This is a genomic window from Mangrovimonas sp. sgz306409 (assembly GCF_059735265.1).
The window spans coordinates 155,972-171,265 of record NZ_JCAPEU010000001.1; the positions used below are offsets into that span (position 1 = coordinate 155,972).

Consider the following 15,294-nt stretch of genomic DNA (forward strand, 5'->3'; position numbering starts at 1 on the left):
AATGGCGACTTTGAAAATACCACTTACACAATAAAGCCCACCAAATCTTCGATTTTGGAAAGTAACTGAATTTTAATAGCTGTTTTTTTCAGTGAAATTTTATTGTATTTCGATACGAAAATGGTAGAAAATCCTAGTTTCTCTGCTTCAAGAATGCGTTGTTCCACGCGTTGCACCGGTCTAATTTCACCGGAAAGACCAACTTCGGCCGCAAAACAGTAGTCTTTTGGCAACGCTTCATCTTCGTTTGAAGACAAAATGGCTGCTACTACAGCTAGATCGATTGCCGGGTCGTCAACCGTAATGCCTCCCGTAATATTTAAGAACACGTCTTTGGCTCCCAACCTAAAACCGGCGCGCTTTTCCAAGACCGCCAATAACATATTGAGACGTTTAGCATTAAACCCCGTGGCACTACGCTGTGGCGTCCCATAAACCGCAGTACTTACCAAAGCCTGAACTTCGATCATCAAAGGACGCATCCCTTCCAAAGTAGCTGCGACTGCATTCCCAGAGAGTTCATCATCCTTTCTAGAAATAAGAATTTCCGATGGATTACTAACCTCCCTTAAACCTGCTCCCTGCATTTCATAAATCCCCAATTCGTTAGTGGATCCAAAACGGTTTTTATTGGCCCGCAAAATTCTAAATACATGGTTTCGGTCCCCTTCAAACTGCAACACGGTATCTACCATATGCTCCAAAATTTTAGGGCCAGCAATATGTCCATCTTTGGTAATATGTCCAACAAGAATCACTGGGGTAGCAGTTTCTTTAGCAAATTTGATGAGCTCAGTTGTGCATTCCTTAATTTGGGAAATACTTCCTGCAGAAGATTCTATATAATCACTATGAAGTGTTTGAATGGAATCAACCACCACAACATCCGGTTGCAAATCTTCGATCTGTTTGAAGATATTTTGAGTTTTGGTTTCAGTTAAAATATAGCAATTACTAGCGACTGGATTGATGCGTTCGGCACGCATTTTTATCTGCTTTTGGCTTTCCTCTCCAGAGACATAAAGTGTTTTATAAGGCAATCGCAAGGCCATTTGCAATAACAATGTACTTTTCCCAATTCCAGGTTCCCCTCCCAAAAGCGTTAAGGATCCAGGCACCAAGCCACCTCCCAATACCCGATTGAACTCCAAATCAACAACATCAATCCGAGCGTCTTGTGAAGCGTCAATTTCATTGATAAGCAACGGTTTTGCCGTACGTTTTACCGAAGCTGAAGCAGGTGATTTCCAATCACTCTTTTCAGGAGTTTGAAGCACCTCTTCTGCTATGGTGTTCCACTCCTTACAAGCAGTACACTGCCCCTGCCATTTTGAATACTGGCTTCCACAATTCTGACAATAAAACGTAGTTTTTACCTTGGCCATCTCTAGAAATTTAGGCTAAAATAAGGAATAAATCTCCGCAAAAAAACAATCCCCAACACAAGGTATTGGGGACTGTACATAATTGAGTGATTGGTATTGGTTTCTATATTTTTAATCTTCTCCTTCCTCCTCTACTTCTTCTGCCACAAACTTTAAATCTTCCACTTTTGACAAGATAAAATCTTTGTCTATATGCGCCATGTCATTCAACTGTAAAGCCGTTTCATACAACTTAACCGCCTTTTTGGTTTTCCCCATTTTTTCGGCATACAATGCTAAATAATAAGTTCCCAAAGAGGAATTAGGATCCTGCTTATCGGCTAATTTCCCAATTTTCTCCAATGATTCCACATCCTCGCGTTGCTCTGCTACAGCCACAATTTTTTCAAATTCTTCTTCGGTAATAGGCTTATAAATTCCAAAAAGTTCTTCAATTCTTTTGTAGCGATCTACAATGTAATCATCCAAAGTTCCTTCATAAGGGAATACTTTTTCTTTAAGCTCCTTTTCATCCAAAGGCTTATACAATTCGAATATTTTATCCAAAGCCTTAGAGATACCTCCCGTTACCAACATATAATGTGTATCTCCTTTGAACTCGTCAAAATAATAAGTCAATGAATTGTTTTTTGCTCCTTGAAGGTTAGCATTCACCTCACGAATATTATCCTTTAATGGGGCTAAATCATGATCACTGGTAACCATGTAATAAAAAATTTCCTCGTCAATCCACTTCAAACGGCTCACCACATTTTCCTTCATTTCGCCCTTAAAATCAGGACTTAAATTTACATAGGCATGAAACATTGGATCTGAACTCAACAAGAATGAGTTGATAAAGTTCCCCATCACGTTATGACCAACGGCCACTCTAAACTTACTAGTATTGTACTTGCTATCAATGTATGGCAACAATTCTTCTGACACGAATCTATAGAATCTCTCTCCAGATTCAATTGGCATTCCAGTTACTTCATCATGGTAACTATCGTAAAATCTCTGCTTACCTTGCTCGATTCCAACGATGATAGACTTGGGCATTTCATCGAAATAAGTTTGAAAAGCCACCTGTCCAGCAACGGCTTCAAAAAGATAATCCCCATCAAAAACCACAATAACCGGGTGTTTTAAAGGGGAACTTGGATCGTAACCTGCTGGAAGTTTGATTTTTATTTCACGAGTAGTATTTAGCTTTCTAGATTCAAACTTTTCTCGGGTAACCTGAGCAAAACTAACACTAAAGGAAAGTAGTGCTAAGACAAAAAGTAGATTTCTATTCATCGTTTAGTAGGTTTGGATTAGGATAGTAAACATACCAAAAAAATAGTTAACCTGCTAAAAAAAATCGATGAACTGCAATTATTTGTATTAATTCTGGTCTTTGATGTCGTAAACCTTCTCCAAAAGCATGTCTTTGTCGATGTATTCGGACTCGTTCAACAACAATCCAGATTGGTAATACTGTAAAGCCTTTTTCAAGTCGCCATACTCCTCATAATACATACCCTGATAATAGGCACTAATCATAGAATCTGGGTATTCCTTTTTGGCCAGTTTGGAAACATTCTTCAAAGATTCCATATCGTCCTTTTTCTTGGAAGCAGCAGCGGTAGCCTTTAAATCGATTTCCACAACCTTTTTCTCAAAACCATAGAACAATTTGATATCATCATATTTCTTCATCAAATAGTCATAGGGAGAGCCTTCGTAAGTAAGCATTTGCTCTGAATATTCCTTTTTATTGATGGGTTTATACAAAGAAAATATCTGGTTCATGGCCTTTGGAATAGCCAAACCTACCAAAGAATAGTGGTTGGCATCATCAAAATTATCAAAACGGTAATGCAACTTTGGGTTTTCAATAGTACTCAAAGTCTTGTCTAAATTAACAATACTTTTGTTCAAATTCCCTAAATCGTTTTCAGCAGTGGCCAAATAAAAGAAAGTATCAATAGGAATATTGTTCAAACGTTGCTCCAAACGACTGGCCATTTCAGGCGCCAAATCTGGGCTAAATTCCACAAAAGCCCTAAAAATAGGATATTCCTTGAACACATAATAGTTCATAAAATTAGCACTTAGATTATGCCCAACGCCAATTCTAAATTTGGAAGCTTTATATCTACTTTCGATGTAAGGAATCAACTCTACCCCAACAAACTCGAAAAATCGTGCACCTTCATGTGCCGGAAAATAGGTTTCGTCATCATAAAAGAAATCCACCTCCCTAGTTGACGCTTGATTGATTCCCACCACAATACATTTTGGCATTTCCCCCCAATAGGATTGGTAATTCACATTACCAATAACTGGTTCAAACAGATAATCCCCATCAAAAACGATAATGATTGGATACTCTGTTTTGTCTTCAGGATTGTAATCGGACGGCAATTGGATTTTCAATTCCCTACTTTCCCCTAAAATGGACGATTCCATTGTTTCGAACAATACCTGGGATTGTAGTGTTTGATAGCCCAAAACAAATACCAAAAGCATGAAAAACTTATGCATAATTTTCCTTCATTTATATTGTTACGGCAATTTATAAAATTATTTGGTTCTATTATAGATTGGAAGGCAAATTAAAGATATTCCTCCCAAAAGTGTAAGCATGAGTGTTTGCGTGGACCACATTATCCATCCAAAAGCCCTACTGGGATCTTCCGGTAACGCAAAGAGCATAAAAGCCAAAACTACCGCTTCGGGATAAGATCCAATCCCGCCATTTGTCGCCGCAATACTAAAAGTTGCAGAAATAAATCCAACCAAAATGGCAGCTAATGGAATGGGCTGTAATTCCTCTATTCCCAACGAAGTCACGTAGAACATTAAAAGATACATGATCCAAATGAACAAAGTATGCCCTATAAACGCCCACTTTTTCTTCATTTTGAGAATACTCAATACGCCCTCTATCAAGCCAACCACAAATGCCCTCACCTTGACCGCAAACTGCGACTTCCCATTTTTAAAGTAGATAATCAGCCCGAATCCCAAAACAAGCAGCAAGGCTCCAGCGGAAAGCACCTTAACGGTATCAAATTTCTGTATGAAGAAATTATAAATGAATTCAAATTCCAAAAATAGGGTTGTGAGTATAATTAAAAGCAGCACCAAAAGATCGGCCACTCGTTCTGAGACAATAGTTCCGAATCCCTTTTCAAAAGGCACGCCTTCGTAATTGGTTAACACAGTTGCCCTAGTAACTTCCCCAGCCCTTGGAATGGTAAAATTCACCAAATACCCTGCAAATACCGCCATTACCCTATTGGGCATTTTAGGGAAATACCCCAAGGGTTCCAATAAAAACTTCCAACGGTACGCCCGAGATAAATGGCTCAAAAAACCAAACAGAATTCCTAAGGCAACCCAAAAATAGTTCGCCTTCTTGAAATGTAAAATGAGTTCCCCAATTGAAATTTTGGACAGCGAATACCACACTAAAACAACACCCAACAATAATGGCAATGTTATTTTAAGAATGGTTTTAAGCTTTGAATTCAATCTCGGGATTTAGTTTAACAAGTTAGTGGCTTCATTTGGAAACACCAATGCAGGCTTGAAGGTCTTAGCTTCTTCAATATCCATAACGGCATAGGTAATCAAAATCAATGTATCGCCAACAGCTACCTTGCGGGCTGCCGCCCCATTTAAGGTGATTTCACCACTGTTGCGAGGTCCAGGAATTACATAGGTTTCCAATCGCTCACCATTATCATTGTTCACAATTTGAACTTTTTCTCCTTGGATAATGTTGGCGGCTTCCATAAGATCTTCATCAATGGTAATACTACCAATGTAATTAAGATCTGCACCTGTACATTTAACTCTATGAATCTTAGATTTTACTACGTGAATTTGCATGAGGCAAAAATATTAATTTAAGGCGATGTTGTCTATAAGTCTAACATCTCCCGCATATACGGCTATAAAACCGCGATATGTATTTGAATTAGTTTTTTCTGTAATTGTTTTCAGGGTCTGCTCGTCTGCAATAATGAAATATTCCAATTCCAACAAATCATTGGCAGCAAACTCACCTTCAACCCAATCGGTAACTGCTTTAGCACTTTCTGTGCCAAACTTGACTTTGGCAGCTTGCAGGGTTTTGTAGATAAAAGGCGAAGCCTCTCTATGAGCAGGTGTCAAACGGATGTTTCTAGAGCTCATAGCCAAACCATCATCTTCCCTATAAATGGGGCATCCAATCACATTTACTGGAATATCATACTTTTCAACAAGCTTCTTAATGATCATCAACTGCTGAAAATCCTTTTCTCCGAAATAAGCATTATCAGGCTGAGCAATTTCAAACAAACGTTTTACAATGGTTCCAACACCGTCAAAATGTCCGTCCCTAAAACGACCTTCCATTTCATGCTCCAAGCCATCGTAAGAGAAAGATGTTGACTCCACATCGGTTCCGTAGATATCTTCAACCGAAGGCGCGAACACCATAATAGCGTCGCTTAGCTGCTTTAACAGCTCCACATCGGTCTCCAACATTCTTGGATATTTCTCAAGATCTTCTGGATTATTGAACTGGGTAGGGTTTACGAAAATACTCACCACAACGGCGTCATTTTCGTCCAATGCCTGCTTGATTAAGGATAGATGTCCTTGATGCAGAGCTCCCATGGTAGGCACCATTCCAATGCTACGCTTCTGGGTTTTTAGTTCCTCGACAGTGCTTTTTAACTCACTGGATTTATGATAAATTCTCACGTGACAACAAAACATTAACAGCGTGCAAAACTAATATTTTACTGGCAATCTGCATAAAATTTTGTAATTTTGCATGTTTTTTATTTCTAATTTACTAAATCGAACCTATTTTATGAAAGATAAGCGAATATTGTATGTGTCTTCCGAAGTTGTACCATATTTACCAGAAACAGAGATCTCATCGATGTCATTTGAAGCTCCAAAAATGGTAAACAAACAAGGAGGCCAGATACGAATATTTATGCCTAGATATGGTAACATTAATGAAAGAAGACATCAATTGCACGAAGTAATCCGTCTTTCCGGTATCAATCTAGTAATAAACGATTTAGACATGCCACTTATCATTAAAGTGGCCTCCATCCCTAAAGAACGTATTCAGGTTTATTTTATTGACAACGAAGAATATTTCAAGCGAAAAGCAACCTTGACAGACGAGGAAGGAAAGCTGTTTCCTGACAACGACGAGCGCGCCATATTTTTCGCAAAAGGGGTGATCGAAACCGTAAAAAAACTCAATTGGTCACCAGATATTATCCATGTTAACGGATGGATGGCTTCTTTGCTTCCATTGTACTTAAAAGAATTTTACAAGAACGAACCACTTTTTAACGAAAGTAAAATTGTAACTTCGGTATACAATCAAAGCTTCGAAGGTACGTTAGATAAAGAAATGATCAACAAAGTAAAATTCGACAATATCGATGAAGATCTGGTAAAAGTCTTGGAAACGCCTAATTATTCCAACATCATGAAAGTGGCTATAGACCACTCTGATGCCTTGATAAAAGGATCGGCTGTTATTCCTGACGAATTGACCGAATATCTTAAAGCCTGCGGTAAACCGGTACTTGAGTACTATGCTCCCGATGAATTTATGGAGCCTTATACCGAATTTTACACTACCGAAGTCTTAAAATAAGAATCGCTTACATGAAAAAGAAAACAATTGCCCTAAAAAACATTGCGGTACTGGCGGTACTATCTTTGGCTACCATTGCTTGTAATGAAGATTTTTCCACTCTGGATTCGGACCTTATCAACAGCGATAACAACTCCCATTTCAATTCAGAAACAAGCCTATACGATGTAATCACTTACAATAGGGCACTTGGAGGGGAAGGTGCACAATTCCGTCCCGTTCAATCCAATAATTTACCGTCCAACCTTTTGGGAATCTATGACGACCCTACTTATGGACGCACAACGGCAAGTTTTGTCACCCAATTGGCACAATCCACTTCAGATCCAAGTTTTGGGGAAGGCACCCAAATTGACTCTGTTGTCATGACCATTCCTTTCTACAGCTCCGTAACAGGAACTGCAGATGAAGGTGGCAACACTTATGAGTTGGATTCTATTTTTGGTGATGCTCATATCAAATTATCACTCTATGAAAGCAACTATTTCCTAAGAGGATTTGATCCAAATTCTGAATTTAACGAAAGTCAACGTTACTATTCAAATGGGGCCACTTCTCTTACTGAAATGATAGACCCTGCTTCCTTGGAAGGAACACCTATTGTTGAACTTTTAAGTGACACAGAGCCATCTGTTCTTGATAATTTCAAACCTAGCGAAACACAGATTATCCTTACAGAACCTTCCGATGATGAAGTAGCCGAAGGAGAGGAACCTGAATACGAAGTAACCGAGCGCTTGGCACCGGCACTAAGAGTAAAATTGGATCCAACCTACTGGAACGAAAAAATCATTGCTAAAGAAGGTGACGTAGTTTTGAGCAACTCCAACAATTTCAATAACTATTTTAGAGGTATTTACTTTAAGGTTGAAGCCATTGGCGAATCGGGTCATATGTCTATGTTGAACATGTCTTCAACTTCCGCAAACATCACCATTTATTACACCAAAGATCCAAGTGTTGAGGATGGAGACAGAATTGAAGCCAGTTATACCTTAACGTTTTCAGGAAATCGTGTTAACTTCTTCGAAAATAATTTCAACCTTCCATTATTGGATGGGGATGAGTTGGACGGAGATGAAAAACTGTACCTAAAAGGAGGACAGGGATCCATGGCAATCATCAAACTTTTTGACGGTGAAGACATCGACGAAAACACAGAAAGTGATAACACTTTTGAAAACTTTAAAAACTTCTTCGCCCAAACAGACGAAGAAGGAAAGTTTGTAAAAAGAAGACGACTAATTAACGAAGCTAATCTTGTTTTCCACGTAGATCAATCTCTAGTGAATGGTCAAGAGCCCGATCGTATTTATCTTTACGACATTGACAATGAAAGATATTTGGCTGACTATTTAGGAGATCTTGCAAGTACTACTTCGCCTTTGTATTCAAGAACCAATCACTTAGGTAAATTGGAGCGCGTTGATGATGAAGCTGATGGTGAAGGAATCAAATACAAACTTAGAATTACCGAACACGTAAAAAGCCTTATAGAAAACGACTCTACAAATGTAAAATTAGGTTTAGTGGTTTCAACCAACGTAAACCTAGAAGTTAATAGCAGTACTGGTCTACCAACCAATCAAGCAAAGATGCTTACTGCAGACGACGTAAAAGTACCTGTAAGCTCTGTCCTTTCCCCAAGGGGAACCGTACTTTTTGGAAACAACACGGCGGATGAGGACAAGAAGGTATATTTGGAGATTTTTTATACAGAACCAGAAAACTAAAACATTATGTGTGGCATTGTAGGGTATATTGGGCATCGTGAAGCCCACCCCATTATCATAAAAGGACTAAAGCGTTTAGAATATAGAGGGTACGACAGTGCAGGTATTGCACTTTTTGATAACTGCGACATCAAACTTTCCAAAACCAAAGGAAAAGTTACCGATTTAGAAGATCGTATTGCACAAGAAATTACTACGGAAGGAACCTTAGGAATTGGCCACACTCGTTGGGCTACCCATGGGGTTCCAAACGATGTCAATTCGCACCCACATCTTTCCAATTCAGGGAATTTGGTAATCATTCATAACGGAATCATTGAAAACTATGAATCCCTTAAAAAAGAATTGATCCAAAGAGGGTTTACATTCAAATCGGATACTGATACCGAAGTATTGGTAAACCTGATTGAGGACGTCATGCAAAAAGAAAACCTGAAACTTGGTAAAGCTGTTCAAGTGGCCTTAAACCAAGTAGTAGGTGCTTACGCCATTGCTGTTTTTGATAAGACCAAACCTAACGAAATTGTTGTTGCTAGATTGGGAAGCCCATTAGCCATAGGTATTGGCGAAGGTGAATTTTTTATTGCCAGCGACGCATCCCCATTTTTGGAATACACTAAAAATGCAGTATACCTTGAAGACGAGGAAATGGCAATTATTCGTCGTGACAAGGATATCAAAATCCGAAAAATTTACGACGACACCAAAGTAGATCCTTATGTTCAACAGCTACAACTAAACCTTGAACAAATTGAAAAAGGAGGTTACCCTCATTTCATGCTTAAGGAAATCTATGAGCAGCCAAGTGCCATCTTGGATACTTTTAGAGGACGTTTGTTAACAGATCAAGCCATCATAAAAATGGCAGGTGTAGAGGATAACATGAAAAAATTCCTCAATGCAGAAAGAATTATCATTGTAGCCTGTGGAACCTCATGGCATGCCGGTTTAGTTGCCGAGTACATTTTTGAAGATTTGGCCAGAATTCCTGTTGAGGTAGAATATGCTTCGGAATTCCGATATAGAAATCCTATCATTACTGAGAAGGATATCGTCATTGCTATTTCACAATCAGGTGAAACTGCCGACACCTTGGCAGCCATCAAATTGGCAAAATCTAAAGGTGCTTTTGTATTTGGCGTTTGTAATGTTGTAGGTTCATCTATTGCAAGAGAAACCGATGCTGGAGCTTACACCCACGCAGGACCTGAAATTGGGGTGGCTTCTACAAAAGCGTTTACTACACAAATTACTGTACTGTCTTTAATCGCTCTTCGCTTGGCAAGAGCCAAAGGCACTATTTCAAGTTCAGATTTCAGACATCATTTAATTGAATTGGAGCTTATCCCGGAAAAAGTTCAAAAGGCATTGGAAACAGATGAAGCTGTTAAGAAAATAGCCGATATCTATAAAGACTCCAAAAACTGTCTTTACCTAGGGAGAGGCTATAATTTCCCGGTTGCTTTGGAAGGTGCCCTTAAACTAAAAGAGATTTCATATATCCATGCTGAGGGCTACCCGGCTGCAGAAATGAAGCACGGTCCAATTGCCTTAATTGATGAAAACATGCCAATAGTTGTAATCGCGACCAAAAAGGGCCATTACGAAAAAGTGGTAAGCAATATTCAGGAAATTAAATCCAGAAAAGGAAAAATTATAGGAATCGTGATGGAAGGTGACGAGAGTGTTAAGGAATTGGCAGATCACGTCATTGAAGTTCCTGAAACTTTGGAGTCTTTATCTCCATTGTTAACCACCATTCCACTTCAATTACTATCATACCATATAGCCGTAATGCTAGGTAAAAATGTGGATCAACCACGAAATTTAGCAAAATCGGTGACCGTAGAATAGTACAAACTCTAAGGTCTAGAAATCAAAAAGCCTCTAAAAATGCAATATGAATTATGCATTTTTAGATGCTTTTTTTATCTATTTCCCATTACAAATAGGTCTTTTTTATCAAAAAGTACTATGCGCGCATAGTTTTTTGATAATTCTTCATTGTAAGTTCTCAAACTTTATATATATTGGCAGCACTAATAACTAATTTTTAATAATGAAAACACTCCCTAAGATTCTTATGCTGCTTTTTTGTGCCTTTTCGTTTGCACAAACAACCGTATCAGGAAAAATTACCGACCACAACGGCCAACCGCTTCCAGGAGCCAACATTATAGCTCTTGGTTCCTCCGAAGGTACCATTTCGGATTTTGACGGAAATTATTCCTTTGTTGTCAACCAACAACCTCCATTTAGCATCCAAGTAAGTAGCGTTGGATTTCAAAGTGTCACTAAAGAAGTTACTACCAACCCTCAAACCATAGACATTATTTTAACCGAAGGAACCGAACTGGACGAAATTGTTATTTCTGCCTCCAGAACTCCGGAACGTATTTTTGAATCCCCTGTTACAGTGGAACGTTTTGGTTTAAAGGAAATCAAAAATACCGCTTCTGCAGATTTCTACGACGGACTTGAAAACTTAAAAGGTGTAGACGTTAACACCAACAGTTTAACCTTTAAGGCTATCAACACAAGAGGTTTTGCCACCTTCGCCAATACCCGTTTCATGCAGTTGGTAGACGGCATGGACAACTCTACACCTGCCCTTAACTTCCCAATCGGGAATTTGGTTGGGATGAATGAAACCGACATCCAAAGTGTAGAATTATTGCCTGGTGCTGCTTCGGCTTTGTACGGAGCTAACGCCTTCAATGGTATTTTGTTCATGCGTAGTAAAAATCCATTTGATCATCACGGAATTAGCGGGTATTACAAGCAGGGAATTACTTCGCAAGATGCTGCAGGAGATAACACCTATAGAGACGCTGGGATTAGAGCCGCTTACAAATTCAACGACAAGTTTGCAGCCAAAGTAAATTTTGGTTGGTTAAAAGGAACCGATTGGGTAGCGAACAACTACCAAGGAAAACCAGGTACAGGAGACACTAGAGCAAGTGTTGGATATGATGGATACAATATTTATGGAGATGAAGTTTCTACAGACATTAGAGACGTGGCCTTAGCATTGGTTGGCTTGGGAATTCTTCCAAGTGGTGCCGAATCGTTAGTGCCTTCTGTAGACGTAAGTAGAACAGGATACGAAGAACGCGACTTAACCGATTATAATGCGGAAAGCATTAAAGCCGACTGGGGATTGTACTTCAGACCAATGGCCGATGACTTTGAAATTGCCTATGTTGGTAAAATTGGAACAGGTTCTACCATTTATCAAGGAACCAACAGATATACTATTGACAACTTCTTCCAGCAACAACACAAATTGGAAGTTCGCAACAACAACTTCTTTGTAAGAGGTTATGTAGTTTCAGATAAAGCCGGAGATTCTTACGATATGGTTTTTACGGGAATCAATATCAACAGAGCCTGGAAAGATGACCAAACTTGGTTTGGAGAATATACAGGAACCTATGTACAGGCCACTTTGGCTGGAGCAACAAATGAACAAGCCCATGCTATTGCCCGTGCCCAAGCCGACACAGGAAGATATGAACCAGGCTCTCCTGAATTCCAAGCGGCTTTCAACAGAAGTATCAGCGATCCAAACTTAAGCACAGGGTCTAAATTCCAGGATGCTTCCAAATATTACCATGCCGATGCCAACTACAACTTCACACATTTATGGGATGTTGTTGAAATTCAAGTTGGAGGTTCTTACAGAAAGTACAGCCTTAATTCTTCTGGAACTATCTATACCGATTATGACGGAGCTATCGATTATTCCGAATTCGGAATCTATACACAAATGCAGAAACTTTTCAAGTTCAACAACGATATGTCCTTAAAGTTAACAGGCTCTATTCGTTATGACAAATCAGAATTCTTTGATGGGTTCTTGTCGCCAAGATTATCGGCTGGTTTAACATTGCATGAAGACCACAACATCCGTGCTTCTGTACAAACAGGATTCAGGAACCCAACTACACAGGATTTATTCATTGGGTTGGACGCGGGACGCGCCGTTTTGGTTGGTGCTGCCCCTGATAACTTAGACCGTTATTCAAGAGATTATGCTGTAAGCGCTTCGGGACAATTGTTAGGACAACCTTCTAATATTACGCAAACAGGAGCTGCCGCTTATAACAACTCCTATTCAGCATCTTCCGTACAAGCCTTTGCACTAGCAGGGAACCCTGCCCTTTTGGAAATAGGAAATCCAGACTTAGTAAAACCAGAACGTGTAACTTCTTTTGAAGTTGGGTATCGTGGTAAGTTTGAAAAGAACATTATTGACTTCAGCGTTTACTACAACAAGTACAAAGACTTTATCTCTAGTGAAAATGTGATAGCACCACTTTACGGTGAAGTTGGAGACAACACACTTTCTATTGCCGCCATTGCTAATGGTGATTACAAGGTTTACCAAGCATACACCAATTCAGAGGCTGATGTAAATTCTTACGGTGGTTCCCTTGGGGTTTCAACAAAAATATTTGGTGATTTCGATTTAGGAGGAAGCTATACTTACACAAAACAAGATTTTGATCAAGCAGCCTATCTAGATTTCAGAACCAATTTCAACACTCCAGAACATAAAGTGAAAGCGTCTTTTGGGCATACCGATTTGTTCAAAAACTTTGGATTTAACGTTGCTTGGAGATGGAGCGATGATTACTACTGGCAAGCAACCTTTGGTGACGGCGCTATTCCAGCATACCACACCTTGGATGCCCAAGTTAACTATAGAGTACCATCTATTAAATCTAGCTTTAAAGCTGGCGCCACAAACCTATTGGGTGATGAGTACTTTACGGCCATTGGTACTGGATACATAGGATCTATGTACTACGTTTCATGGACAATCAACAACCTATAACAATTAGCAAACATCATTAATATGAATACAAAATATATATGGTTGCTCGCCATCTCCTTAGGATTCATGGCCTGCGACAGTGACGACACAATAGCGCCTTCTACAGAACCCCTACCGGAATTAACCGCAGGAGAGGCCGATTTTTCAAATTACGTTTCTTTAGGAAACTCATTAACCTCTGGTTATACCGATGGAGCCCTATTTATAGCCTCTCAAGAAAATTCCTATCCTAACATTTTGGCCTCACAATTCAGCCTAGCTGGAGGAGGAAGTTTCACCCAACCGCTAATGAACGACAATTACGGAGGATTGGCCCTAGCAGGAAACCGCATTGCCTCCCCAAGATTGGTGTTTGGGGGAGCAGGACCAGTACCTTTAGAATCGGTAATTGGACCAGTAACCGTAACTACAGATATTGCTACCAACAATCCCACCGGGCCTTTCAATAATATGGGAGTTCCAGGGGCGAAAAGTTTTCATCTTTTGGCTCCAGGTTATGGAAATATAGCCAACCTTTCAGCAGGACTGGCCAATCCTTATTTTGTAAGAATGACGGGGGCGACTCCAGATGCAAGTGTTATTGAAATGGCCATGGCTCAAAACCCATCCTTCTTTACTATGTGGATAGGAAACAATGACGTTTTAGGATATGCTTTAAGTGGTGCCGATGGGTCTTCACCTATCACAGATCAAGCAACCTTTGATTATGCCATCTCTACGTTGGTGACCACATTAACCTCAGGAGGTGCTAAAGGGGTGGTTGCAAACATTCCAGACATCACAACAATTCCTCATTTTACAACCGTTCCTTACAATCCGCTAGATCCTTCCAACCCTGATTTTGGGCCTCAAATTCCAACCTTGAATGCTATTTTTGGTGCTTTAAACCAAGTTTATGTAGCTATCGGAGCTCCTGAAAGAGCCATTGTATTTTCTGAAACAGAAGCAAGTGCCGTAGTGATTAAGGACGAGAGTTTAGAAGATATTTCATCTACCATTACGGGAGCCTTAATGGTCAGTCCAACCTTCCCTGCCTTTATAGGCCAATTTGGATTGCCTGAAGAAGCAGCTCCATTAGTAGCCGCCTTATTAGGTCAAACCTACGGACAGACAAGACAGGCCAACGAAAATGACTTATTTGTTTTGACCAGCAGTACTGTAATTGGTACAGTGAATACCTCCTATGCAGGAGCCTTAATGGCGCAAGGATTACCTCAAGCTTTAGCTGGACAGTTTTCAATAGAGGGGATTACCTTACCTTTGGAAGACAAGTGGGTATTGATTCCAACAGAGCAAACCGAAATAGCCACTGCCACCAATAGTTTTAATGCAACAATTCAAGAGGCGGCCTCTGCAGCTGGTTTAGCAATGGTTGATGCCAACGCTATGTTGTACCAATTGGCTAACGGAGGTTTAACAGATGGTGATTTTACCTTAAGTGCCAATTTGGTTACGGGAGGCGCCATGTCTTTGGATGGTGTACACCTTACCTCAAGGGGTTACGCTGCAATAGCAAATGCCTTCCTAAAAGCCATAGACCAAACTTACGGTTCCAATTTTGAAGCCTCAGGAAATTTAGTAGATATAGGAAACTTCCCAACAAACTACACTCCTACCCTTCAATAAAATAGCTAAGAAATTTCATAAAAAACGCCTACTTGTCAAACTCTATCAAGTAGGCGTTTTTTT

Annotated in this window: 11 protein-coding genes; 5 read left to right on the top strand and 6 right to left on the bottom strand. The window is 39.7% G+C overall.

Going from position 1 to position 15,294, the window contains the following annotated elements; all coding sequences use genetic code 11:
* Positions 1-23: 23 nt before the first annotated feature.
* From radA to panC, 6 genes are all read right to left on the bottom strand, one after another.
* Entirely contained in the window at positions 24-1,385 is a 1,362-nt protein-coding gene (radA, locus tag AC6I5C_RS00725; protein ID WP_497903476.1) for a DNA repair protein RadA, read from the bottom strand.
* A gap of 111 nt (positions 1,386-1,496) precedes the next feature.
* Positions 1,497-2,666, bottom strand: coding sequence for an alpha/beta hydrolase-fold protein (locus AC6I5C_RS00730; protein ID WP_076662898.1), 1,170 nt, complete (start codon positions 2,664-2,666; stop codon positions 1,497-1,499).
* A gap of 87 nt (positions 2,667-2,753) precedes the next feature.
* Positions 2,754-3,896: an alpha/beta hydrolase gene (locus AC6I5C_RS00735; RefSeq protein WP_497903477.1), complete on the bottom strand. Its 1,143-nt coding sequence runs from the start codon at positions 3,894-3,896 to the stop codon at positions 2,754-2,756.
* Between the two features lie 39 nt (positions 3,897-3,935).
* Positions 3,936-4,889, bottom strand: coding sequence for a lysylphosphatidylglycerol synthase transmembrane domain-containing protein (locus tag AC6I5C_RS00740; protein WP_497903478.1), 954 nt, complete (start codon positions 4,887-4,889; stop codon positions 3,936-3,938).
* Between the two features lie 9 nt (positions 4,890-4,898).
* On the bottom strand, positions 4,899-5,249 hold the full coding sequence (gene panD, locus AC6I5C_RS00745; protein WP_497903479.1) for an aspartate 1-decarboxylase: 351 nt from the start codon (positions 5,247-5,249) through the stop codon (positions 4,899-4,901).
* Positions 5,250-5,261: 12 nt separating this feature from the next.
* Positions 5,262-6,110, bottom strand: coding sequence for a pantoate--beta-alanine ligase (gene panC, locus AC6I5C_RS00750; RefSeq protein WP_497903480.1), 849 nt, complete (start codon positions 6,108-6,110; stop codon positions 5,262-5,264).
* Positions 6,111-6,222: 112 nt separating this feature from the next.
* Between panC and AC6I5C_RS00755 the strand changes: the two genes are divergently transcribed.
* From AC6I5C_RS00755 to AC6I5C_RS00775, 5 genes are all read left to right on the top strand, one after another.
* On the top strand, positions 6,223-7,032 hold the full coding sequence (locus tag AC6I5C_RS00755) for a glycogen/starch synthase (RefSeq protein ID WP_053976852.1): 810 nt from the start codon (positions 6,223-6,225) through the stop codon (positions 7,030-7,032).
* An 11-nt stretch (positions 7,033-7,043) separates the two neighbouring features.
* Positions 7,044-8,765, top strand: a complete 1,722-nt coding sequence (gene bamH / locus AC6I5C_RS00760) for a BamH family beta-barrel-assembly machinery protein (protein WP_497903481.1) — start codon at positions 7,044-7,046, stop codon at positions 8,763-8,765.
* Between the two features lie 6 nt (positions 8,766-8,771).
* Positions 8,772-10,619, top strand: a complete 1,848-nt coding sequence (gene glmS / locus AC6I5C_RS00765; protein ID WP_497903482.1) for a glutamine--fructose-6-phosphate transaminase (isomerizing) — start codon at positions 8,772-8,774, stop codon at positions 10,617-10,619.
* Positions 10,620-10,824: 205 nt separating this feature from the next.
* Entirely contained in the window at positions 10,825-13,605 is a 2,781-nt protein-coding gene (locus AC6I5C_RS00770; protein WP_497903483.1) for a TonB-dependent receptor, read from the top strand.
* 21 nt (positions 13,606-13,626) lie between these two features.
* Entirely contained in the window at positions 13,627-15,231 is a 1,605-nt protein-coding gene (locus AC6I5C_RS00775) for a G-D-S-L family lipolytic protein (protein WP_497903484.1), read from the top strand.
* Positions 15,232-15,294 lie beyond the last annotated feature (63 nt).